Source organism: Pseudomonas sp. Irchel 3H7 (genome assembly GCF_900187605.1).
Classification (GTDB): domain Bacteria; phylum Pseudomonadota; class Gammaproteobacteria; order Pseudomonadales; family Pseudomonadaceae; genus Aquipseudomonas.
Genome location: NZ_FYEA01000006.1, coordinates 355,288 through 379,510 on the forward strand (window position 1 = coordinate 355,288; position 24,223 = coordinate 379,510).

General features: G+C 60.8%; 11 protein-coding genes. 6 read left to right on the top strand and 5 right to left on the bottom strand.

Annotated elements, in window-relative coordinates; translation table 11 throughout:
* Position 1: 1 nt before the first annotated feature.
* Complete coding sequence (locus CKW38_RS14065; RefSeq protein WP_095113046.1) at positions 2–1,786, bottom strand: acyclic terpene utilization AtuA family protein; 1,785 nt, start codon at positions 1,784–1,786, stop codon at positions 2–4.
* 184 nt (positions 1,787–1,970) lie between these two features.
* Here CKW38_RS14065 and CKW38_RS14070 point away from each other — a divergent pair, with 184 nt between their 5' ends.
* From CKW38_RS14070 to CKW38_RS14085, 4 genes are all read left to right on the top strand, one after another.
* The gene (locus CKW38_RS14070; RefSeq protein WP_007908692.1) at positions 1,971–2,594 is read left to right on the top strand and encodes a TetR/AcrR family transcriptional regulator; all 624 of its coding nucleotides are present in this window, start codon (positions 1,971–1,973) and stop codon (positions 2,592–2,594) included.
* 92 nt (positions 2,595–2,686) lie between these two features.
* Positions 2,687–3,481, top strand: coding sequence for an ABC transporter substrate-binding protein (locus CKW38_RS14075; RefSeq protein ID WP_007908693.1), 795 nt, complete (start codon positions 2,687–2,689; stop codon positions 3,479–3,481).
* Between the two features lie 137 nt (positions 3,482–3,618).
* Positions 3,619–4,455: a sugar-binding protein gene (locus CKW38_RS14080; protein ID WP_095113047.1), complete on the top strand. Its 837-nt coding sequence runs from the start codon at positions 3,619–3,621 to the stop codon at positions 4,453–4,455.
* A 140-nt stretch (positions 4,456–4,595) separates the two neighbouring features.
* Entirely contained in the window at positions 4,596–5,609 is a 1,014-nt protein-coding gene (locus CKW38_RS14085; RefSeq protein WP_095113048.1) for a GNAT family N-acetyltransferase, read from the top strand.
* Positions 5,610–5,717: 108 nt separating this feature from the next.
* On the opposite strand, the gene CKW38_RS14090 is transcribed toward CKW38_RS14085, so the two are convergent.
* Entirely contained in the window at positions 5,718–6,272 is a 555-nt protein-coding gene (locus CKW38_RS14090; RefSeq protein WP_095113049.1) for an RNA polymerase factor sigma-70, read from the bottom strand.
* 369 nt (positions 6,273–6,641) lie between these two features.
* Between CKW38_RS14090 and CKW38_RS14095 the strand changes: the two genes are divergently transcribed.
* Both CKW38_RS14095 and CKW38_RS14100 read left to right on the top strand, forming a co-directional pair.
* Positions 6,642–19,640, top strand: a complete 12,999-nt coding sequence (locus CKW38_RS14095) for a non-ribosomal peptide synthetase (protein WP_095113050.1) — start codon at positions 6,642–6,644, stop codon at positions 19,638–19,640.
* A 230-nt stretch (positions 19,641–19,870) separates the two neighbouring features.
* Entirely contained in the window at positions 19,871–20,683 is an 813-nt protein-coding gene (locus CKW38_RS14100; RefSeq protein WP_095113051.1) for an alpha/beta fold hydrolase, read from the top strand.
* 81 nt (positions 20,684–20,764) lie between these two features.
* Here CKW38_RS14100 and dsbG read toward each other — a convergent pair whose 3' ends face one another.
* The 3 genes from dsbG to dsbD are packed head-to-tail and all read right to left on the bottom strand — an operon-like array spanning position 20,765 to position 24,125.
* A complete protein-coding gene (gene dsbG / locus CKW38_RS14105) occupies positions 20,765–21,535 on the bottom strand; it encodes a thiol:disulfide interchange protein DsbG (protein WP_095113052.1) in 771 nt (256 codons plus the stop codon).
* Positions 21,511–22,392 (bottom strand): TlpA disulfide reductase family protein, encoded by an 882-nt coding sequence (locus CKW38_RS14110; RefSeq protein ID WP_007908704.1) that lies wholly within the window; start codon positions 22,390–22,392, stop codon positions 21,511–21,513. The genes dsbG and CKW38_RS14110 overlap by 25 nt, the downstream gene beginning before the upstream one ends.
* The gene (dsbD, locus tag CKW38_RS14115; protein ID WP_095113053.1) at positions 22,392–24,125 is read right to left on the bottom strand and encodes a protein-disulfide reductase DsbD; all 1,734 of its coding nucleotides are present in this window, start codon (positions 24,123–24,125) and stop codon (positions 22,392–22,394) included. Before dsbD ends, CKW38_RS14110 begins: the two co-directional genes overlap by 1 nt.
* Positions 24,126–24,223 lie beyond the last annotated feature (98 nt).

Genomic DNA, 24,223 nt, shown 5'->3' on the forward strand with positions numbered 1-24,223 from the left:
TCTAGTCGAGCTGTTCGGCGATGCTCTGTGGCACCGGGATCTGGATTTCCAACAGTTGCTGGGCGAAGGCTTTGCCTTGCGGGTCGATGCGCAGACTGGCCACGCCACCACCGCCAAGTGCGTTTTCCAAAAGAAAATTCAGGCTGTGGGTGCCGGGCAGATACCAGCGTTCGACCCGGCCGTGGATCGGGTCGAGCACGTGGCTCATCCAGTCGACGATAACGGCTGGGGTCAGTGCTTCGGCGATCCACGCTAGGTACTCGGGTTTGCGCGGCATGACGCCGATGTTGCTGTGATTGCCTTTGTCACCGGAGCGCGCCACGGCCAGTTTCACCAAGGCCACACTGGCATCGGCGCGGCCCTGTGGTTTGGGCGGCTGATGGGGCAGGGGTAAATTCTCGCTGTCGAGCGCGCTCAGTGAGGGCAGGGTGCATGGATAGTGTTCACCGGCCATGTCGATGTGCAGCGAGCAAGCGCTTTTCTCGATCAGAAAGGAGAACAGACGGATCAACGGATACACCGTCGGCCGTCCGCCGACGATGCCGGTCAGCCCCGGTGCCATGCCGGTGGCGGCCTGGGCGATTTCCCGGGAGAACAGCACCAGTGCCTGTTTCAGCGGGTGGCGCACGGCGAGTTTGATCACCACTTCACGGCTGTCGCGGCGCTGGCCATGAGGGCCGTAGGTGGCTTCGCTGCCGAGCAGTTCGATGTTGATTTCGCTGTAGGGCGCCCAGCCGCGCTGGCTGTACATTTCCGAAGTCTTGTCGATGATCGCCTGACTGACGCGTCGTGCCTTATCCACCGCATCGATGCCGGCGATCAGGCAACTGGCGGTACAGCGAAAGCCATCCGGATAGGTGGCGCTGACCTTGTATTTATCCGGCGGCGGCAGGCCTTTGGCGCCGTGGACATGAACGAGGTTTTTGCCTTGTTGCTGAAGTTTGACCTGAGTGAAATCGCAGACCACGTCAGGCAACAGATACGCCTGCGGATCGCCGATTTCATACAGCATCTGCTCGCCAACGGTCAGTGGTGTGACCAGGCCGCCAGTGCCTTCAGGCTTGCTGACGATGAATTGGCCGTCGGCGCTGACTTCGACGATAGGGAAACCGATGTGCTCGTAATCCGGCACCTCGCGCCAATCGGTGAAATTGCCGCCGGTGCATTGCGCGCCGCATTCGATGATGTGCCCGGCCAGCGCGGCCTGGGCGAGTTTGTCGTAGTCGTGCCACGACCAGCCGAATTCATGCACCAGCGCCGCACTGACCACGGCGCTGTCAACCACGCGCCCGGTGATGACGATGTCGGCGCCCAGGCGCAAGGCTTCGACAATGCCCGGCGCGCCGAGGTAGGCGTTGGTCGATACGCATATCGGCGGCAGCGGGGCGCCGCTGAACATCTCGGTGATGCCGCTGAGTTGTTTGAATTGTGGTTGCAGGTCATCGCCGAGTAACACGGCGATTTTCAGCAGGACGCCGGCCTTGTCGCAGGCCGCTTGCAGGGCGGCGGCGCAGGCTTGTGGATTGACCCCGCCGGCATTGCTGACGACGCGGATGTTCTGCTCGGCCAACTGCGGCAACAGAGGCGTGAGCACTTCGATGAAGTCGCCGGCGAACCCTGCCTGCGGATCCTTCATGCGTGCGCCGGCCATGATCGACATGGTGATCTCGGCGAGGTAGTCGAACACCAGATAGTCCAGCTTGCCGCCCTCCACCAACTGCGCGGCGGCGGTGGACGTATCTCCCCAGAATGCACTGGCGCATCCGATGCGAACGGTGGTGGGCATTTTTATCTCCGACTCAGCAACCTGCGACAGAAGTGTCTGGAGGCTACCAAGCAAGCGCTTGGTTTGTAAACAGTTGAAACTATCTTCTGCCCAAGCGCTTGCTTGGTTGCCGCTGGCGGCTTAAATTGCGCGCAACCCTGCGGTTTCAGGGGGCAACAGACTGATCGACTGTAGGAGAGAACGGGTGGACGAGCAAAAAGCCCTGAGGGTCATGCGTGATTTGGTCGACGAGGGCCAATTGACCGACCCCGACAGCGCCCGTGGCAAATTGCTGCAAGTGGCCGCTCACCTGTTCCGTAACAAAGGCTATGAACGCACCACAGTGCGCGATCTGGCCGGCGCCGTCGGTATTCAGTCGGGAAGCATTTTTCATCACTTCAAAAGCAAGGATGAAATCCTCCGCGCGGTGATGGAAGAAACCATCCGCTACAACACTGCGTTGATGCGTGCTGCACTCGCCGATGCGGCTGATGTGCGCGAGCGCGTGCTGGCACTGATCCGCTGCGAATTGCAGTCGATCATGGGCGGCAGCGGTGAAGCCATGGCGGTGCTGGTCTACGAATGGCGCTCGCTGTCCGAAGAGGGCCAGGCCAAAGTGCTGGCGTTGCGCGATGTTTACGAAGACATCTGGCTGCAAGTGCTGGGTGAAGCCAAAGACGCCGGATTTATTCGTGGCGATGTATTTATTACCCGACGTTTCCTCACCGGCGCACTGTCGTGGACGACCACATGGTTCCGTGCCGGCGGCAGTTTGAGCCTCGATCAGTTGGCCGACGAGGCGTTGATTCTGGTCCTTGAAGCGCGCTGAAGCACTTTCTATCCGGCCGGGAAACTGGCTAACTTGGCGAAACCGCCTAGCTTGAATGCATTGATCGGTATTTTTTCGGGGAGTGGGGTGTTTTGAAGTCTTCGCCAATTCGGACGGCCGCGGGTTTGATGCTCGCAGCGCTGGCTGCATTTTGGGTTTTGCCCGCTCAGGCAGCGCAACTGGTTCGGGTCGGCGCGGCGCATTTTCCGCCTTACACCATTCGCCCGGAGAACGGTGCCGACACAGGCCTCCTGCCGCAACTGGTCGAGGCCCTCAATCGTTTGCAAAGCGACTATCAGTTCGTCCTCGTGCCGACCTCGATTCCCCGGCGTTTCGGTGATTTCAAGCAGGGCCGGATCGACATGGCGATTTTCGAGAATCCTGATTGGGGCTGGAAAGACATTCCGCACACGGATGTCGACATGGGCCTCGAGGATGCGGAGATTTTCGTCGCGCAACGCGAGGACGGTCGTCAGCAGAACTACTTTGCCGACCTCACCGGCAAGCGCCTCGCGCTGTTCAGCGGTTATCACTACGAGTTCGCCAACTTCAACGCCGACCCCAAATTTCTTGCACAGAATTACAAGGCCACGCTGACCTATTCCCACGACAGCAATCTGCTGATGGTCCTTCGTAGTCGCGCCGATATCGCCTTGGTGACCCGTTCCTATCTGTTCGATTATCTGCTGCGTAACGAAAAGGTGCGCGACGAGTTGCTGGTGTCACAACGTATCGATCAGGTCTATCACCACTACGCGATTCTTCGCCCGACGGCGCCGATTACCGGTGCGGCGTTTGGCAAGCTGCTTAAGGGGCTGCGCGACAACGGTGAAATGCTGAAAATTTTCGAGCCGTACAAGATTGCGGTGGTACCGGTGCCGAAGTAACGGCGTGTCATGCCCATCCGTTGGTCGGATACTTGGCTGACCCTGTCAGATCTGACAGTAGACGCCGTATTGGCTTCAGGTTTTGATTCCTTTCCACACCCGCTCTTTGTGAGCGGCTTGAGAAAAAGGAATTTGCCATGTCCAATCCATCCCCGATTTCACTGCGTTGTGTGCCTGCTCCATTCGTAGAGCAAGCCAGCGGGAATGTCCTCACCTTGAACAAACCCGATGGTTCGACCGGCATTACAGTCGAAGTGTCGAGGTGGCCCTTTATGGCGCTCGGGCAACCGACGACGCTGCATGCCTGTGGTCAGACAAGCGATGGTTCGCCAATCATGTTGCGCATCGCCGATGCTGAACCATTGACGCAGCAGGAATTTGAGGAGGGCTGGCGCAGAACGATTGCGTGGGATGACCTGCAGGATCTGAAACACAACAGTCAACTGATGCTTATTTTTCAGCTGGCCCTGAATAACGCGGGTTGTGATTGCCCACTGCTGTTTCCTCCGATCAGCCTCAAAGTGCGAGTTCCCTTCGAGGATCTGACGACCTTCTCCGACGCTGAAGAAGCGCCCTGGAACGGCTGGACAAAAGGCCCGGCTGCAATCGACCCGAGAGATCTGGTTGTCGCCAAGGACGGGGACATCTACGTTCTCAACAACCGCACGTACACCAACGCATCGGCTGGCATTATTCTGGAAAAAAACTTCGCGAACCTTGAAGCCGGTACGCGTTATGAGTTCGGTCTACAGGTTCGTCGAACCAACACCAGCTCCAGTGTGCCGAGTCTGTCGCTTGCAGCAGGCACCCAGACCGTCACTGAAGCCAAGGATTTTCCAGCCATGACTTGGGAATCACTGGAGGGCACGTTTACTGCTGATTCTTCGCAGTGCACGTTGGCAATCATCAGTCATACGGCGAGTGGCAGCGGAAACGATTACGCAATCAAAAGGATCTGTGTCAGGTCTGTTTAGTTTGAGAACATGGGGTTTGTCAGCTTCAGAGAGCCCCGCCAGCAAACAGCATCGTTAGATTGTTGGTGGGGATCTCTAAATTTTCCGGGCGCGATCACGTTCCAGCATTTAACTGTCGACGATTATCGTGAGCCCGACCCATGTCCAATCTGAATGACCTGACTGCCCTGGCCTTGCCTTCGGGCAGCCAACTGATCGCTGATGCCACCGAAAGCCGTCTGAGCCTGAGCCTGGACGGGCAACCGCTGATCCGCTTGCGCCTCGATCGAGAGGTCAAGGGGCCGATCCAGATCGATGAGCGCTTTGCGCTGCCGCCCGGGCAGGCGTTATGGGCGGCCTGTTACTGGCTGTTCGCGCGGGATCCGGCGTGCCAGCAATTGACTTGGCAACTGGATCAGCCGCCGACCGAAGCCTTGCTCAGTGGCTTGTTGATGAATACCGAAGTGGCTGGCGAATATCGCTGTGAACGCGCGCTGTTCTGGCAATTGCCGCAACCGTGGCTCGGTACTTCGTTGACTGGCAGCTACCCGCAGCAAATGGTCATTAGCCAAGGCAAACGTCATCCACTGCGCCCGGTGAAGCCACGGGGTGAGGTGTATCGGCGTTTCGATGCGCGTCTTGGTGCGTGGATTTCCCTGCGCACGGTCGAGATCGAAGAAGACCTGCCGCGCTTCAACCGCTGGCAGAACAGCCCGCGCGTTGCCAGTTTCTGGCAGGAAGAGGGCAGCCTCGAGAAGCACCGCGAATACCTGAGCAAGCTCGATGCCGATCCGCACACGCTGACCTTGATCGGCTGTTTCGATGATCAGCCGTTTGCCTATTTCGAAGCCTACTGGGCCAAGGAAGACCGGATTGCGCCGTTCTACGATGCCGACAATTACGATCGCGGCATTCACATGCTGGTGGGCGAGGAGGATCACCGTGGCCCGCACAAAGTGGCGAGCTGGCTATCGGCGCTGGTGCATTACCTGTTTCTCGATGATCCGCGCACTCAGCGTGTGGTCGCTGAGCCTCGGGCCGACAACGCGAAGATGATCGGCCACATGCAGAATCAGTGTTTCCACTGTGAGAAGGAGTTCGACTTTCCGCACAAGCGCGCGGCGCTGATGATGCTGGGGCGTGAGCGGTTTTTTGATCGGTGCAAATTGGCCTGAGGTGATTTAAAAGCAAAAGATCGCAGCCTTCGGCAGCTCCTACAGAGGAATGCATTTCCATGTGAGAGCTGCCGAAGGCTGCGATCTTTTTTATCTGGCGACGCGGTCTTAACGACGACCGGCAATCGCCGCATCCTGACGGCTGCCCGAGACCTTGCGGCAGTGCACCAGCGCATCACGAATCATGAAGTTGACCAGGGTTGGCGAAACGCCGAGCTCCTTGGCGATGTCCTTTTGCGGCACGCCATGCAGGCGGTACATCTCGAATGCATAGCGCGTGCGGCTGGGCAGTTCGGTCAGCGCGTCGGCGATGTTTTCCAGGGTCGAGAAGTTGATGTGCGAGGTTTCCGGCGAAGCACCTTGAATAACCACGTTCAGCCCTTCCTCTTCAGGGCCGGAGTACTTCTGCTCAAGCGCCTGTTTGCGGTAGTGATCGATGGCCAGGTTGCGCACGATCTGGAACAGATAGCTCAGTTGCGCCTTGATCGACGACGTGATTGGTGGCGCCGATTGCAGTCGGAAAAACGCATCCTGCACCACATCTTCGGCGCGCGACCGGCAGCCGGTAATACGGGCTGCAATCTTGACCAGAATCAGTCGATTGTCGACGAATGCCTGAAGTAGCGGTGAATCGCACTTGCTTGTGGATACTTGTTCCGTCATGGAAATCACCTTGCTGCCAAATAGGTTAGTGGGACGCCTGGGGACGAGGCCGTCCTACACATCGAGCGACAAATTATGTTGAATGATAATGATTGTCAATTGAGAAAGAGAAGTAATGCGCCACAAAGGTGCGATGTGAGAACTGCGACACGCCGCCACACCCCGGCCCCATTGGCGATCCAGCCTGCCGACTAATTATTTCAAGACGTCATCCGTTCTCATTGGTGAATGGTTCCGGGTGCACGACCCCGGCCAGACAGCATTCCAGCGCCTTGCGCGGTCGGCACAGACCGCGCCCAGCAGGCCCTTCGCGGGGCGTGACGCAGCAACCCGATTCCATTAGCAAGCCGAATTCAGGCAGGAAACCTCATGACCGACGCGTTCGAACTCCCCAGCACCCTGGTCCAAGCCCTTCAGCGCCGCGCGGCCCTGACGCCGGATCGACTGGCCTTGCGTTTTCTTGCCGAAAGCGAAGAGCAGGCTGTGGTACTCAGTTATCGCGAACTGGATGAGCGCGCGCGAACTATTGCGGCCGCATTGCAGGTCGAAGCCGAATTCGGCGACCGCGCGGTGCTGTTGTTTCCCAGCGGCCCGGATTACGTCGCGGCCTTCTTTGGATGCTTGTACGCCGGCGTGATCGCGGTGCCGGCTTATCCGCCGGAATCTGCGCGGCGTCATCACCAGGAGCGGTTGCTGTCGATCATTGCCGACGCCGAACCGCGTCTGCTACTGACCAGCGCCGACTTGCGCGACGCCTTGCAGCAGATCGAAGGCGCGCCGCCGTTGCTGTGTGTCGACACTCTCGACCGCACGCAGGCCGAAAGCTGGGTTGAACCGAGCTTGCCGCAAGACCATATCGCTTTCCTGCAATACACCTCCGGCTCCACCGCGTTGCCCAAAGGTGTGCAGGTCAGCCACGGCAATCTGGTCGCCAATGAACTGTTGATCCGTCACGGTTTCGGCATCGATGTAAATCCGGACGACGTGATCGTCAGCTGGCTGCCGCTGTATCACGACATGGGTCTGATCGGCGGTCTGTTGCAGCCGATTTTCAGCGGCGTACCGTGCATCCTGATGTCGCCAGCGTACTTCCTCGGCCGGCCTTTGCGCTGGCTGGAAGCGATCAGCCAATACGGCGGCACCATCAGCGGCGGGCCCGACTTCGCCTATCGCTTGTGCAGCGAGCGGGTCAGTGAGTCGGCACTCGAACGCCTCGACCTGAGCCGCTGGCGCGTGGCCTATTCCGGCTCCGAGCCGATCCGTCTCGACACCCTCGAGCGCTTCGCCGAGAAGTTCACTGCGTGCGGCTTCAGCGCAGACAGTTTCATGGCCTCGTACGGTCTGGCCGAAGCGACGCTATTCGTCGCCGGCACCCCGCGCGGCACCGGCATCCCGGCACTGCGCGTGGACGATCAGGCGCTGGCGCAAAACCGTGCGGAGCCGGGTGAGGGCAGCCCGATCATGAGCTGCGGCATCAGCCAGCCGGAACACGCCGTGCTGATCGTCGAACCCAATACCCTCGAAGCGCTGGCCGACAATGCTGTCGGCGAAGTCTGGGCTACGGGTCCGAGCATCGCCCTCGGCTATTGGCGCAACCCGGAAGCCAGCGCCAAGACGTTTGTCCAGCATGCCGGCCGCACCTGGCTGCGCACCGGTGACCTGGGCTTCGTCCGCAACGGCGAACTGTTCATCACCGGGCGCCTGAAAGACATGCTCATCGTGCGCGGCCACAACCTCTATCCGCAGGACATCGAGAAGACCGTCGAGAACGAAGTGGAAGTGGTGCGCAAGGGCCGCGTCGCTGCATTCGCGATCAATCAGAATGGCGAAGAAGGCATCGGCATCGCCGCGGAAATCAGCCGCAGCGTGCAAAAAATCCTGCCGCCGGAAGCCTTGATCAAAGCGATCCGCCAAGCGGTAGCCGAGGCGTATCAGGAGGCACCAAGCGTTGTTGTACTGCTCAATCCAGGCGCCTTGCCGAAAACCTCCAGCGGCAAATTACAGCGTTCGGCGTGCCGCAATCGTCTGGCCGATGGCAGCCTCGACAGCTACGCGGTGTTCCCGTCGACCACAGCCGAAACCGCAGAGTCGGCCACCAGCGCCTCCGAACTCGAAGCGTTGATCGGCAACATCTGGGCCGAACAACTCAACGTCAAACAGGTCAACGCCGACGATCACTTCTTCCTGCTCGGCGGCAACTCGATCGCCGCCACGCAAGTGATTGCCCGGGTTCGCGAAGAACTCAGCCTTGAGCTGAGCCTGCGTCTGCTCTTCGAAGCCCCGACACTGTCGGCATTCGCTGCTGCCGTGGCGCAACAGCAACAGGACGGCGGCAGCGCCCAAGGCGCAATCATTGCGTTGTCGCGCTCCGAGCCAATGCCACAATCGCTGGCGCAAAACCGTCTGTGGATCACCTGGCAGCTAGACCCGCAGAGCAGCGCCTACAACATTCCCGGTGCCCTGCGTTTACGCGGCGAACTGGACGAAGACGCCTTGCGCACTAGTTTCCAGCAACTGATCGAACGCCATGAATCGCTGCGCACGCGTTTCTTTGAGCGCGACGGCGTGGCCCTGCAACAAGTCGCTGCCGCCGCCGAATTCAATCTGCAACTGATCGACATCAGCGACCTGCCGGCCCATGAGCGCGAGGCCCGTGCGCAACAAATCCGCGAAGATGAAGCGCGCACCCAGTTCGACCTGGAGAAAGGCCCGCTGCTGTGGGTGACGCTGGTGCGTCTCGACGACGAAGATCACCAACTGCTGGTGACGCTGCACCACATCATCGCCGACGGCTGGTCGCTGAACGTATTGATCGACGAATTTTCGCGCCTGTACGCCGCCGCTTCGCAGGGCGCGACCGCGACCCTTGCGCCGCTGCCAACTCAGTACGCCGACTACGGCAGTTGGCAGCGCCAATGGCTGGCGCAGGGCGAGGGCGAGCGGCAACTGGCGTACTGGAAAACGCAGTTGGGTGACGAACATCCGACCCTGGAACTGGCCACTGATCATCCGCGCTCGACCCAACAAAACCACAGTGCCGCGCGCCACACCGTGCGTTTGGGCGCGCACCTCAGCGAGGCGATCCGCAACACCGCGCAAGCGCAACAAGCGACGCCGTTCATGCTGCTGCTCTCGGCATTCCAGAGCCTGCTGCATCGCTACAGCGGTCAGCGCGACATTCGCATCGGCGTACCCAACGCCAACCGTCCGCGCCTGGAAACCCAAGGCTTGATCGGTTTCTTCATCAACACCCAAGTGCTGCGTGCGCAAATCGATTCGCGCCTGTCGTTTGTCGAGCTGCTGGCCCAGACCCGTCAAGCCGCACTCGGTGCGCAAGCGAATCAGGATCTGCCCTTCGAACAACTGCTCGAAGCCTTCCCACAGGCCCGTGAACAAGGCTTGTTCCAGGTCATGTTCAACCATCAGCAACGCGACCCGAGCGCACTCAAGCGTCTGCCGGGTCTGCTCGCCGAAGAACTGCCGTGGCACAGCCGCGAAGCCAAGTTCGACCTGCAACTGCACAGCGAAGAAGACCGTAACGGTCGCCTGACGCTGTCGTTCGACTACGCCAGTGAACTGTTCGATTCGGCCACCATCGAGCGTCTGGCCGAACACTTCAGCAACCTGTTGCGCGAAGTCTGCGAACGCCCGGAGCAAGCCATCGGCGACCTGCAGCTGTTGACCGTCGGCGAACACGACCAGCAAAAAAACTGGAGCGTCGCACCGTGCACCCCGGCGCAACAATGGCTGCCGGAACGGCTCAACGAACAGGTGCGCAAAACCCCGGAACGCACCGCGCTGGTGTGGGACGGTGGCAGCCTCGACTTCGCCGAACTGCACACGCAGGCCAACCGCCTCGCGCACTACCTGCGCGACAAAGGCGTCGGCCCGGACGTTTGCGTGGCCATCGCCGCCGAGCGTTCGCCGCAACTGTTGATCGGTCTGTTGGCGATCATCAAGGCCGGTGGCGCCTATGTGCCGCTGGACCCGGATTACCCGGCTGATCGTCTCGCCTACATGCTCAGCGACAGCGGCGTCGAACTGCTGCTGACTCAGACCGAATTGCTCGAGCGTTTGCCGGCCAGCGACGGCGTCAGCGTGATCGCCATGGATGCGTTGCACCTGGAAAACTGGCCGAGCCAGGCGCCAGGTCTGCACCTGCACGGCGACAACCTCGCCTACGTGATCTACACCTCGGGTTCCACCGGCCAACCGAAAGGCGTCGGCAATACCCACGCAGCACTGGCCGAGCGCCTGCAATGGATGCAGAACGCTTACGCGCTCGATGAAACGGATGTGCTGATGCAAAAAGCGCCGATCAGTTTCGACGTGTCGGTGTGGGAATGCTTCTGGCCGCTGATCACTGGCGCGCGTCTGCTGATCGCCGGCGCCGGTGCACACCGCGATCCGCATCGCATTGCGCAGCTTGTTCAGGCCTATGGCGTGACCACGCTGCACTTTGTGCCGCCACTGCTCTCGCTGTTCATCGACGAACCGCTGAGCGCCGAATGCACCAGCCTGCGCCGGGTATTCTCCGGTGGTGAAGCGCTGCCCGCCGAACTGCGCAACCGCGTGTTGGCGCAACTGCCGGCGGTGCAATTGCACAACCGTTACGGCCCGACCGAAACCGCAATCAACGTCACCCACTGGCATTGCACCCCTGCCGATGGCGAACGTTCACCGATCGGTCGTCCGTTGGGCAACGTGATTTGCCGCGTGCTCGACGCCGATCTCAATCCGGTGCCGGCCGGCGTGCCGGGTGAGCTGTGCATCAGCGGTATCGGTCTGGCTCGCGGTTACCTTGGCCGTCCATCGTTGACCGCGGAACGTTTTGTGGTCGATCCGCTGGGCGAGCAGGGCGCACGTTTGTACCGCACCGGCGACCGCGCGCGCTGGACGTCCGACGGCGTGATCGAATACCTCGGCCGTCTCGACCAGCAAGTCAAACTGCGTGGTTTCCGCGTCGAACCGGAAGAAATCGAAGCGCGTCTGCTTGCCCAGAACGGCGTCGCCCAAGCCGTGGTGCTAGTGCGCGAAACCGCTGCCGGCGCGCAGCTGATCGGTTACTTCACCGCGACCGATGCCAGTGAACATCCTGACGAGCAAAGCGCTCGCCTGAAAACCGCGCTGGCCGCCGAGCTGCCGGAATACATGGTCCCGGCGCAACTGATGCGTTTGGACGCAATGCCTCTGAGCCCGAGCGGCAAACTCGACCGCCGTGCCTTGCCGGAGCCGCAATGGCAAGTACGTGAACACGTCGAGCCGGTGACTGCACTGCAACAGCAGATCGCCGCGATCTGGCGCGAAGTGCTCGGTCTGGCGCAAGTTGGCCTGCGCGACGACTTCTTCGCCCTCGGCGGTCACTCGCTGCTGGCCACGCAAATCATCTCGCGCACCCGTCAGGCCTGCGACGTCGAACTGCCGTTGCGCGCCTTGTTCGAGCACAGCGAGCTGGCTGATTTCGCCGAGCAGATCCGCCTGATCCAGGCCAGCGGCCGCACCAACAAACAGCCGCCGATCGACAAGGTCGATCGCAGCCAACCGGTGCCCTTGTCGTACTCGCAACAGCGCATGTGGTTCCTCTGGCAGATGGAGCCGGACAGCCCGGCGTACAACGTCGGCGGCATGGCGCGTCTGCGTGGCGTGTTGCATGTCGAGCGTTTCGAAGCCGCGTTGCAAGCGTTGATCCTGCGTCACGAAACCCTGCGCACCACCTTCCCGAGCGTCGACGGCGTCGCCCGCCAACAGGTGCATGCCGAAACCGGCGTACGCATGGGCTGGAAGGATTTCTCAAAACTTTCCGCCGATGTGCGCGAGCAAAAGGTTCAGCAATTCGCCGACGAAGAAGCGCATCTGCCGTTCGATCTGGAGACCGGCCCGCTGCTGCGTGCCTGCCTGGTGAAAACCGCCGAGCAGGAGCATTACTTTGTCCTGACTCTGCACCACATCGTCACCGAAGGCTGGGCGATGGATATTTTCGCCCGCGAACTCAGTGCGCTGTACGAAGCGTTTGTCGATGACCGTGATTCGCCGCTTGAGCCGCTGCCCGTGCAGTACCTCGATTACAGCGTCTGGCAGCGCAACTGGCTGGAATCCGGCGAGCGTCAGCGCCAACTCGACTACTGGACCGCGCAACTCGGTCGTGAACATCCGTTGCTGGAATTGCCGGGCGATCGTCCGCGTCCGCCGGTACAAAGCCATCAGGGCGAACTGTTCCGTTTCGACCTCAGCGACGACCTCGCCGCGCGGGTTCGTGCGTTCAACGCGCAAAACGGTCTGACCCTGTTCATGACCATGACCGCCGCGCTCGCGACATTGCTTTACCGCTACAGCGGCCAGACCGATCTGCGCATCGGCGCGCCAGTGGCCAACCGCATTCGCCCGGAAAGCGAAGGGCTGATCGGTGCGTTCCTCAACACCCAGGTGCTGCGTTGTCAGCTCGACGGCATGATGTCGGTCGGCGAGTTGTTCGAGCAGGTGCGTCACACCGTGATCGAAGGCCAGTCGCATCAGGATCTGCCGTTCGATCATCTGGTCGAAGCCTTGCAGCCGCCGCGCAGTGCCGCCTACAACCCGTTGTTCCAAGTAATGTGCAACGTGCAGCGCTGGGAATTCCAGCAGAGCCGCATGCTCGCCGGCATGACCGTCGAGTATTTGGCCAACGATGCGCGGGCGACCAAGTTCGACCTCAATCTGGAAGTCACCGACCTCGACCATCGCCTTGGTTGCTGCCTGACTTACAGCACCGATTTGTTCGATGAGCCGACCATCGCGCGCATGGCCAAGCATTGGCGCAATCTGCTGGAAGCGCTGATCGCCGATCCGCAACAGCGTCTAAGCGAATTGCCGCTGCTGGACGCTCTGGAGCAACAGCAACTGCTCGACAGCCTCGGCGTCGAACCGGGTGAGCGTCGTCTCGACCAGTGCATCCATCACCTGTTCGCCGAACAAGCGCTGGCGCGCAAAGATGCACCTGCGCTGACCTTCGCCGGGCAAACCCTGAGCTACGCTGAACTCGACGCCCGCGCCAATCGCTTGGCCTGGGCCTTGCGTGAACGGGGTGTCGGCCCGCAAGTGCGCGTTGGCCTGGCGCTGGAGCGTTCGCTGGAAATGGTTATCGGCCTGCTGGCGATTCTCAAGGCCGGCGGCGCGTACGTGCCGCTGGACCCGGAATACCCGCTCGACCGTCTGCATTACATGATCGAAGACAGCCGCATCGGCCTGTTGCTCAGTGATCGCGCAATGTTCAAAGCCCTTGGCGATCTGCCGCCAAGCGTGGCGCGCTGGTGCCTGGAAGATGACAGCGCAGCACTCGCTGCTTATCCGGCCAGCGAGCTGCCGTTTATCAGCCTGCCGCAACATCAGGCCTACCTGATTTACACCTCGGGCTCGACCGGCAAACCGAAAGGCGTAGTGGTCTCCCACGGCGAAATCGCCATGCACTGCCAAGCCGTGATCGAGCGGTTTGGCATGCGCCCGGATGACTGCGAACTGCATTTCTATTCGATCAACTTCGATGCGGCGACCGAGCGTCTGTTGGTGCCGCTGCTCAGTGGTGCGCAGGTTGTATTGCGTGCACAAGGTCAGTGGGACGCGGAAGAAATCTGCGGTTTGATCCGCACGCATAAAATCAATGTGCTCGGTTTCACCCCGAGCTACGGTAGCCAGTTGGCGCAGTTCCTCTCGACGCAAAACGAAATCCTGCCGGTGCGGATGATCATCACCGGCGGTGAAGCATTGACCGGTGAACACCTGCAACGCATTCGTGCAGCGTTCAAACCGGCGATGTTCTTCAACGCCTATGGCCCGACCGAAACCGTGGTCATGCCACTGGCCAGTCTGGCGCCGCAGGTGCTGGAGGAGGGCGCCGGCAGCGTGCCGATCGGCAGCGTGATCGGTGCGCGCGTGGCGTACATTCTCGACGCCGATCTGGCGCTGGTGCCGCAAGGTGCGACCGGTGAATTGTTCGTCGGCGGCGCCGGTCTGGCGCAGGCCTATCACGACCGTCCGGGCATCACCGCCGAGCGTTTTGTTGCTGACCCGTTTGCTACCGCTGGCGGGCGCATGTATCGCACCGGCGATCTGGTGCGCCAGCGCGCCGATGGTTTGGTGGAATACCTGGGTCGGATCGACCATCAGGTGAAGATCCGTGGTTTCCGTATCGAACTGGGCGAAATCGAAACGCGCCTGCTCGATCACGATTCGATCCGCGAAGCCGTGGTGCTCGCCCTCGACGCGCCAAGCGGCAAACAACTGGTTGGCTATTTAGTCACTGAAGTCGCTGAGCAAAGCGAAGCCAATCAGGCTGAACTGCGCGACGCGCTCAAGGCGCACCTCAAGGCACAATTGCCGGATTACATGGTGCCGACGCACCTGATTCTGCTGGCGAGCATGCCGCTGACCGCCAACGGCAAACTCGACCGTCGCGCCTTGCCGGCGCCGGATCCTGAGTTGAATCGTCAGGACTACGTTGCGCCAAGCAACGAACTGGAACAGACCCTGGCGCAGATCTGGTGCGAAGTGCTCAACGTCGAGCAGGTCGGTCTCAACGACAACTTCTTCGAATTGGGTGGCGACTCGATTCTGTCGATTCAAGTGGTCAGCCGTGCACGGCAGCAGGGCATTCATTTCAGCCCGCGTGATCTGTTCCAGCATCAAACTGTGCAGACTTTGGCTGCTGTGGCCAGCCGCACTGAACAGGTCACGGCCGAGCAAGGTCTGGTGTCGGGTGAATCGCGCCTGACGCCGATTCAGCACTGGTTCTTCGACACTGCAATCCCCGAGCGTCAGCACTGGAATCAGGCGTTGTTGCTGGAGCCGACCGTGACCCTCGAACCGCATCGTCTGGAGCAAGCGTTGCTGGCGGTGATCGAGCAACATGATGCCTTGCGCCTGCGCTTCACCGAGACCAACGGTCAATGGCAAGCGACGCACCAAGCCGTCTCCGAAGCGGCCGTGGTGTGGCAAGTGCGCGTCACCTCGATGGACAAGTGCGAAGCGCTGTTCGCTGATGCGCAACGCAGCCTTGATCTGCAAAATGGTCCGCTGGTTCGCGCCTTGCTGGTCGACGGCCCTGAAGGTCAACAACGCCTGTTTATCGCGATCCATCACTTGGTGGTCGACGGCGTGTCGTGGCGCGTATTGCTCGACGATGTGCAAACCGTTTACCGCCAACTCGACGCCGACCAGACGGTGAAACTGCCAGCGAAAACCAGTGCCTTCAAAGACTGGGCCGCGCGTTTGCAAGCCTATGCCGGCAGCGAATCCCTGCGCGAAGAACTCAACTGGTGGCAGACCCAACTGGCCGGTCCGAGCGCCGATTTGCCGTGCGAAAACCCGCAGGGCGGCCAGCAGAATCGTCACGCGCAAACCGTCAGCGTGCGCCTCGATGCCGAGCACACCAAACAGTTGCTGCAACAGGCGCCAGCCGCCTATCGCACGCAAGTCAACGACTTGCTGCTGACCGCGCTGGCCGGTGTGCTCTGCCGCTGGAGCGGTCAACCGTCGGCACTGATTCAACTGGAAGGCCACGGTCGCGAAACCCTGTTCGACGAGATCGATCTGACCCGCACTGTCGGCTGGTTCACCAGCGCTTACCCACTGCGTCTGACCCCGCACAACATCGAAGAGGCTGCGGGGCAGGGCGCTTCGATCAAGGCGATCAAGGAGCAACTGCGCGCGGTGCCGCACAAGGGCCTGGGCTACGGCGTACTGCGTTATCTCGCCGATGATCTCAGCCAGCGCAGCATGGCCGCGTTGCCGAACGCGCCGGTCACCTTCAACTACCTCGGCCAGTTCGACCAGAGCTTCGGCAGCGATGCGCTGTTCCGTCCGCTGGATGAAGCGGTCGGTGCCGCCCACGATCCGCACGCGCCATTGCCGAACGAACTGAGCATCGACAGTCAGGTCTACGGCGGTGAATTGCTGCTGCGCTGGACCTTCAGCGCCGAGCGTTACGACGCGCAAACCATCAACGATCTGGCCGACGCTTACCTCGGTGAGCTGCAAAGCCTGATCGCCCATTGCCTGCAAGACGAGGCCGGCGGCCTGACGCCGTCGGATTTCCCGTTGGCCAAGCTGACTCAGGCGCAACTGGATGCCTTGCCGGTACCGGCCGCGCACATCGAAGACGTTTATCCGCTGACGCCGATGCAGGAAGGCATGCTGCTGCACACCTTGCTCGAACCGGGCACCGGTCTGTACTACATGCAGGATCGCTACCGCATCAACAGCGAACTCGACCCGGAGCGTTTCGCCCAGGCGTGGCAAGCGGTGATCGCCCGTCACGAAGCGCTGCGTGCGTCGTTCTGCTGGAATGTCGGCGAAGACATGCTGCAAGTGATTCACACACCGGGTCGCACGCCGATCGAGTATCTGGACTGGAGTGCCATCGCTGAAACCGAGCAGGAACCGAAGCTGCAAGCGCTGCTGAAAAGCGAGCGCGAGGCCGGTTTCGATCTGCTCAATCAGGCGCCGTTCCACCTGCGTCTGATCAAGGTCGGCGCAGCGCGTTACTGGTTCATGATGAGCAACCACCACATTCTCATCGATGCATGGTGCCGCTCGTTGCTGATGAACGACTTCTTCGAGATTTACACCGCGTTGGGTGAGGGTCGTGAAGCGCAACTTGCCGTGCCGCCGCGTTATCGCGATTACATCGGCTGGCTGCAACGTCAGAGCCTGGCCGAAGCGCGGCAGTGGTGGCAGCACAATCTGCAAGGGTTCGAACGCACCACACCGATCCCGAGCGATCGTCCGTTCCTGCGCGAACACGCCGGTGAAAGCGGCGGCATGGTCGTCGGCGACCGCTACACCCGCCTCAATGTCGAGGACGGTGCGCGTCTGCGTGAACTGGCGCAGGCGCATCAATTGACCATCAACACTTTCGCTCAAGCCGCGTGGGCCCTGGTACTGCGCCGCATGAGTGGCGATCGTGACGTGCTCTTCGGCGTCACCGTGGCCGGGCGTCCGGTGGAAATGCCGGAGATGCAGCGAACCGTCGGCCTGTTCATCAACAGTATCGCGCTGCGGGTGAAAATGCCTGAGGACGATCAGCGCAGCAGCGTGCGTGAGTGGCTCAGCGCTTTGCTCGACAGCAACATGCAACTGCGTGAGTACGAATACCTGCCGTTGGTGAACATCCAGGAACAAAGCGAATTGCCGAAAGGCCAGCCGCTGTTCGACAGCCTGTTCGTGTTCGAAAACGCCCCGGTGGAAGTCTCGGTACTCGATCGCGCGCAGAGCCTCAATGCGACCTCGGACTCGGGCCGTACGCACACTAACTTCCCGCTGACGGCGGTGTGCTACCCGGGTGATGACCTTGGTCTGCATCTGTCCTACGACCAGCGCTATTTCGACGAATCGACCATCGAACGCATGCTCGGCGAGTTCAAGCGTTTGCTGCTGGCGCTGGTCGATGGCTTCCATGGCGACATGGCCGACCTGCCGCTGCTAGGCAGTGAGGAAGAGGAGTTTCTGCTGCACGGTTGCAACCAGAGTGCCCACGATTATCCGCTGGAGCAGAGCTACGTTGCGCTGTTCGAAGCGCAGGTCGCCGCGCATCCGCAGCGCATTGCAGCCACGTGCCTTGATCAGCAGCAGAGTTATGAGGAACTGAATTACAACGCCAACCGTCTCGGCCATGCACTGGTCGCGGCCGGGGTGCAGATGGATCAACCGGTGGCCTTGCTCGCCGAACGAAATCTCGATCTGCTCGGCATGATCATTGGTAGCTTCAAGGCCGGTGCCGGTTATCTGCCGTTGGATCCGGGCCTGCCGAGTCAGCGTCTGCAACGCATCATCGAATTGAGCCGCACGCCGGTGCTGGTCTGCTCTAAAGCATGCTTTGAACAGGCGCAGACTTTGCTGGATGAATTCAGCTGCGCCAATCGACCGCGCTTGCTGGTGTGGGAAGAACTTCAGGCAGCGGTAACATCGGCGCACAACCCGGGGATTTACAGCGGCCCGGACAACCTCGCTTACGTGATCTACACCTCGGGCTCCACCGGCCTGCCGAAAGGCGTGATGGTCGAGCAGCGCGGCATGCTCAATAACCAGTTGAGCAAGGTGCCGTACTTGAATTTGAGCGACGCCGACGTGATCGCACAAACGGCTTCGCAGAGCTTCGATATTTCGGTCTGGCAGTTCCTTGCTGCACCGTTGTTCGGCGCACGGGTGGACATCGTACCGAACACCATCGCCCACGATCCTCAAGGGTTGCTGGTGCATGTGCAGGCACAGGGCATCACCGTCCTGGAGAGCGTGCCGTCGCTTATTCAGGGCATGCTCGCTTCGGATCGTCTGAGTCTGGATGGCCTGCGCTGGATGCTGCCGACCGGTGAGGCAATGCCGCCGGAACTGGCGCACCAATGGCTGCTGCGTTACCCGGACATTGGTCTGGTCAACGCTTATGGCCCGGCGGAATGTTCCGATGACGTGGCGTTCTTCCGCGTCGACATGGCGTCGACGCGCGCCAGTTACTTGCCGATCGGTACGCCGACCGACAACAACTTGCTGTACCTCGTTGATGGCGCTCTGGAACTGGTGCCTTTGGGCGCGGTGGGGGAGTTGTGTGTGGCGGGGACGGGCGTTGGTCGCGGTTATGTAAGCGATCCGTTGCGTACCGCACCGGTGTTTGTGCCGAACCCGTTCGGCGCGCCGGGCGAACGTCTGTATCGCACCGGTGACCTGGCGCGGCGTCGCAGTGACGGTGTGCTGGAGTACGTTGGCCGGGTTGACCATCAGGTGAAGATTCGCGGTTATCGCATCGAGCTGGGCGAAATCGAGGCGCGTCTGCATGAGCAACCGGAAGTACGCGATGGTGCGGTCGGTGTGCAGGAAGGCGTCAACGGCAAGCACTTGGTCGGCTATCTGGTGGCGGCCGATTCGGCACTCAATCCGAGTGAACGCCTGGAGCGGATCAAGCAGCGCCTGCGCGCCGAGTTGCCTGAATACATGGTGCCGCTGCACTGGTTGTGGCTCGATCAGCTGCCGCTCAATGCCAACGGCAAACTCGATCGCAAAGCCTTGCCGGCACTGGAGATCGGCCAGTTGCAGAGTCAGGATTATCTGGCCCCGCGCAATGAACTGGAGCAGACCCTGGCGGATGTTTGGGCCGAGGTGCTGAAGGTCGAGAAGGTCGGCGTACGCGACAACTTCTTCGAACTGGGCGGGCATTCGTTGCTGGCCACGCAGATCGCCTCGCGGGTGCAGAAAACCCTGCAGCGCGATGTGCCGTTGCGGGCGATGTTCGAGTGCAGCACGGTGGAGGAGCTGGCCGAGTACATTGATGGACTGGCGGCGAGTGATATCACCGAGGAGAAGGTCGATCGGTTGAATGATCTGATGGCGGAGCTGGAGGGCCTTTGATTCTCTAGTGCCTGTAGTGGCCTTATCGCTGGCAAGCCAGCTCCCACAGTAATCGAGTGTAGCCACAGATTTTGTGTTCACTCTGGAACCTGTGGGAGCTGGCTTGCCAGCGATGGCGTCAGCGCGTTCAACACAATTAAACCAGTACAAACGCGTACATTTTCAGGGTTGACGACAAGGAACCGGCAGCTCAGTCTGCCGGTTCTCTTTTTTGTCGCGGGGGGTGGTCGATGCCTTTTTTCACGGTTGACGGACAAGCGCTGCATTACATTGATCAAGGCACAGGCCCGGCGGTATTGCTGGCCGGCAGCTACCTGTGGGATCAGGCCATGTGGGCACCGCAGATCGCTGCGTTATCGCCGCACTATCGGGTGATCGCACTGGACTTGTGGGGCCACGGTGAGTCGGGACGGTTGCCTGAAGGCACCACATCACTGGACGACATTGCTCGTCAGGCGCGGTCCCTGATCGATCATCTTGATATCGATCAGGTCACTCTTGTCGGGCTGTCGGTCGGTGGCATGTGGGGCGTACGTCTGGCGTTGTCGGCCCCGCAACGGATCAACGGTCTGGTGCTGATGGACACCTACGTCGGCGTCGAGCCGGAACCGACTCGTCAGTACTACTTCTCGCTGTTCAAGCAGATCGAAGAAAGCGGCGAAATTTCCGAGCAGTTACTGGATATCGTCGTGCCGATCTTCTTCCGTCCGGGTATCGATCCGCAGTCGGCGCTGTATCAGGATTTTCGCGCGAAACTGGCGGCGTACTCCTCGGATCGACTGCGCGAAAGCATCGTACCGATGGGGCGTATCACCTTTGGCCGGGATGATTTGTTGCCACGACTGGGCGAATTGAATGCGGCCTCCACGCTGGTCATGTGCGGCGATCAGGACAAACCGCGACCACCGTCGGAAACAAAGGAAATGGCCGAGTTGATCGGTTGCCCGTGGGTGCTGGTGCCGGAGGCGGGGCATATCTCCAACCTGGAGAACCCGCAGTTTGTCACCGAGGTGTTGTTGGCTTTCCTGGCTGACCGCCGTTGAAAAGATCGCAGCCTGCGGCAGCTCCTACAGAAAACGCTTTCCATGTAGGAGCTGCCGCAGGCTGCGATCTTTTGATTTTGCTTATTTAGGCCCGAGAATCTTCACCAACTTGTCCGGCGAAGGCGCACCTTGCTGCTGTTGCAGCTCACCCTTGTCATCCATATAGAAGATTGCCGGCGTCGCCTGCAAATCGAGGTCTTCCATCAACTGCATGTTCGCCGCCAATTTGCTCTGCACGGCCGCTGGAATATCTTTCAGCGCTTTTAGCGAACTGCCCTTGCCAGCCTTTTCGTGATCTTCCAGCGCCTTGACCGGATCCTTCGCGGCCAGCAGTGCCGCTGATTTGCCCGGGCTGTCCTCGCGAATGATGCCAACCATGATGTGCCGCAACTGCACCTTGCCAGCCTTGACCCACGGCCGCGCCTGTTCCCAGAACATGTTGCAGTAAGGACAGTTCGGATCGCTGAACAGGTACACCGTGCGCGGTGCATCCTTGTTGCCGTCCTGAATCCAGTTGCTCGCGTCGAACTTGGCCCAGACTTCCTTGGCCATTGGCGCGTAGACCAGTTTTTGCAGCGGCTCGCTGCTCAGGTCCTTACCGTCGGCGTCGTACAGATTACCGAGCAAAACGTGTTTGCCATCCGGAGTCAGGTACAGGGCCATGCCACGGTTCTGATATTGCGCCGCATAACCGCGCAGACCGTCGGGCGCATCGAACTGGCCGACGATTTTCGCGCCTTTGGCTTCGATCTGCTTGATCGCCGCAGGCAATTCTTCAGCGGCCTGCACCGACGGCAAGTGCAGCAGGGCGCTGCCCAGAGTCAGCGTCAGCAGGTGGCGGAGGCGGGGCATGGCAGTTTCCTTGCAGAGGTGGCCGGTGCAGTGGCCGGGTTCGAATTCGGGGTCGGGGTGTCGAAGTTTTCCAGGGCGCGCGCCAGGCTGGCGTTGGATAACTCGCCCAGGTGACTGCTCAGCAGCCGACCGTCAGGGCTATAGAACAGCGTAGTCGGCAAAGCCATGGAACCCACGGCCTGACCCAGGCGGCCGCTGCGGTCGAACAGCACGTTGTTCAGGCTCAGGCCCTGGGTCTCAAGAAACGTCGCCACGCTTTGCATGCTTTCGGCCTGATTGACGAACAGGAAGGTCAGGTCCGGGCGTTGTTGCTGGGCATTCTCCAGGACTGGCATTTCGCGCCGACACGGCGGACACCAGGTCGCCCACAGATTGATCACCAGCGGGCCGCCCTGATAATCGCTGAGCTGGATGGTTTCCCCGGCCGCGTTGCGCAGAGAGATGTCCGGCAGTCGGGTGCCTTGTTCATAGATGTTTAACGACAACGTCGCCAACAGCCAGAACGCCACACCGCTGGCCACGCCAAAGCCCAGTGGACGACGCAGCCCTGGACGCCGCCAGCCGCGATACAGCGCCGCCAGCAGCAACACAATCACACCCGGCCAGGCAAGGAAGCCACCGTCACGCAAATCGATGATCTGCCACGGGTCATTGCGATAGTGCGACCAGTACAGCAGCACAAAGGCAATCCGCGCCGCGAGCATGCCCAGCAGAAACAGGCTGAACAACGCCGACTCGGGGTTATCGCCGCCACGCTTGGCTACCCGCCAGCCGACAAAGGTCGCCAGTGCCAGAGCACTGATCAGCAGCAGGTGATTAAGCGCGATGGCAAATGTGCCGAGGGTGAAAGTCAGCATTAATTGGCGTCCCGGGTGGTGGCCCAGCGTTGCAGGAACGTCTCGGCATCGACTTCGCCGGTGATGCGCTGGCTGCGGCGTTCTTCGCCATCGGTGCCGATCCAGACGAAACTCGGTGGCCCCGGCACTTTGTAGCGGCTGAGCAGTTCGCGGCTGGCGGCATTGTCGGCGGTGACGTCCAGCCGCAGCAGGCGCACGTTACTCAAGGCTTGCATGACCTTGTCCTTGCCGAACACCTGCTTCTCCATGACTTTGCACGACACGCACCAGTCGGCGTAGTAATCGAGCAGCACCCACTGACCCTGAGCCTTGGCGGCATCGAGTTCGCGTTGCAGCGCAGCCGGCTCCTTGATCGTGGTGAACGCGTCATGAGCCGATGGCTGCGCTGCGCTGGCGCGGCCGGCGCTGTAGACCTGCAACGGCTGATACGGATCATCGCTGCCGCCTGCCGCGCCAATCACCAGCAGACTGCCCCACAGCCCGAGCAATAGCGAGCTGGCGCCGAACAGCTGGGCTACTCGGCCAAAACCTTCGGACTGTTTCCAGGCACAGAACGCAGCGATCAACAGCAGTGCACCGCACAGGCCCAGCCACAACGAAGCCTCCAGCACCGGACGCAACATCAACAGCGCCGTGGCGAGGAAGAGGAAACCGAACACGCCTTTGAGCAGGTTCATCCACGCGCCGGGTTTGGGCAGGAAGCGATTGCCCACGGTCACCAGCAACAACAACGGCACACCAATGCCGATACCCAGCGAGAACAGAATCAAGCCGCCGTACAGTGCGTTGCCGCTCTGCGCGATGTACAGCAACGCACCGGCCAGCGGCGCGGTCATGCACGGGCCGACCAGCAGACCGGACAATGCACCGAGGACCCCGGCGCCAATCAGGCTGCCACCGCTGCGACTGCGCGAGGCGTGTTCCAGGCGATCACGCAGGGCCACCGGCAATTGCAGTTCAAAGAAGCCGAACATCGGCAGGGCCAGCACCACGAAGATCGCGGCGAACGTGCCGAGCAGCCACGGATTCTGCAACCATGCCTGCAGGTTTGCGCCGAGCAGCGCAGCGATCACGCCCATCGCCGCATAGACCAGCGCCATGCAGATCACATAACTGCCGGCCAGCGCGAAACCGCGACGCGGGGTGGCGCCACTGCCAACGACCATGCCGGCCAGAATCGGCAGCATCGGTAACGTGCAAGGAGTAAACGCGAGCAACAGACCGAGACCAAAAAACACCAGTAAGCTCCAGCCCAGCGCGCGTTGTTGCAGGCTGCTGGCCAAGGCCTGATCCGGCGCTTCAGCGCTGGCGGCCACCGCCGCTTTGCCGCCCAGATCAATGACCCGGGTCTGCGGTGGATAGCACAGGCCGGCATCGGCACAGCCCTGATAGCTGACCTTGATCTGGCCTGTGGCTGTCGCCGGGATTTTCACTTCCAGCCCTTGGCGATAGACCGGTTGTTCCCCGAAAAACTCGTCGCTGTGGGACTCGCCTTCAGGCAGCGCGGGCTGTTGCTCTGCGCTCAATCCGTCGAATTTCAGGCGTTTCTGATACAGGTAATAGCCGTCGGTGATTTGCCAGAACAGTTGGGTTTCACCGGATTCCAGGCGTTCGGAGGTGAGCACGAATGCCTGGTCGACCGGCAGAAATTCCGGTTTAGTCTCAAATGGATTGTTTCCAGCCTGGGCCAGGCTGGACATCAGCAGAGCAAACAATAGAAAAAAATGACGCATGGAGGAGCCTTGTCCCTGTGCAAGTGAGGCGCAGAATGGGCGGCGGCGATTAACCGATAATTAACCGTATCCTACAAGGCCCTCCGGGCTTCGGCCAA

What these genes read in the sequence shown, in the direction of transcription:
- CKW38_RS14065 (WP_095113046.1), bottom strand. Translation starts at nt 1,786, where the DNA reads ATGCCCACCACCGTTCGCATCGGATGCGCCAGTGCATTCTGGGGAGAT.
- CKW38_RS14095 (WP_095113050.1), top strand. Translation starts at nt 6,642, where the DNA reads ATGACCGACGCGTTCGAACTCCCCAGCACCCTGGTCCAAGCCCTTCAG.
- dsbD (WP_095113053.1), bottom strand. Translation starts at nt 24,125, where the DNA reads ATGCGTCATTTTTTTCTATTGTTTGCTCTGCTGATGTCCAGCCTGGCC.
- CKW38_RS14080 (WP_095113047.1), top strand. Translation starts at nt 3,619, where the DNA reads ATGTCCAATCCATCCCCGATTTCACTGCGTTGTGTGCCTGCTCCATTC.
- CKW38_RS14090 (WP_095113049.1), bottom strand. Translation starts at nt 6,272, where the DNA reads ATGACGGAACAAGTATCCACAAGCAAGTGCGATTCACCGCTACTTCAG.
- CKW38_RS14100 (WP_095113051.1), top strand. Translation starts at nt 19,871, where the DNA reads ATGCCTTTTTTCACGGTTGACGGACAAGCGCTGCATTACATTGATCAA.
- CKW38_RS14085 (WP_095113048.1), top strand. Translation starts at nt 4,596, where the DNA reads ATGTCCAATCTGAATGACCTGACTGCCCTGGCCTTGCCTTCGGGCAGC.
- dsbG (WP_095113052.1), bottom strand. Translation starts at nt 21,535, where the DNA reads ATGCCCCGCCTCCGCCACCTGCTGACGCTGACTCTGGGCAGCGCCCTG.
- CKW38_RS14110 (WP_007908704.1), bottom strand. Translation starts at nt 22,392, where the DNA reads ATGCTGACTTTCACCCTCGGCACATTTGCCATCGCGCTTAATCACCTG.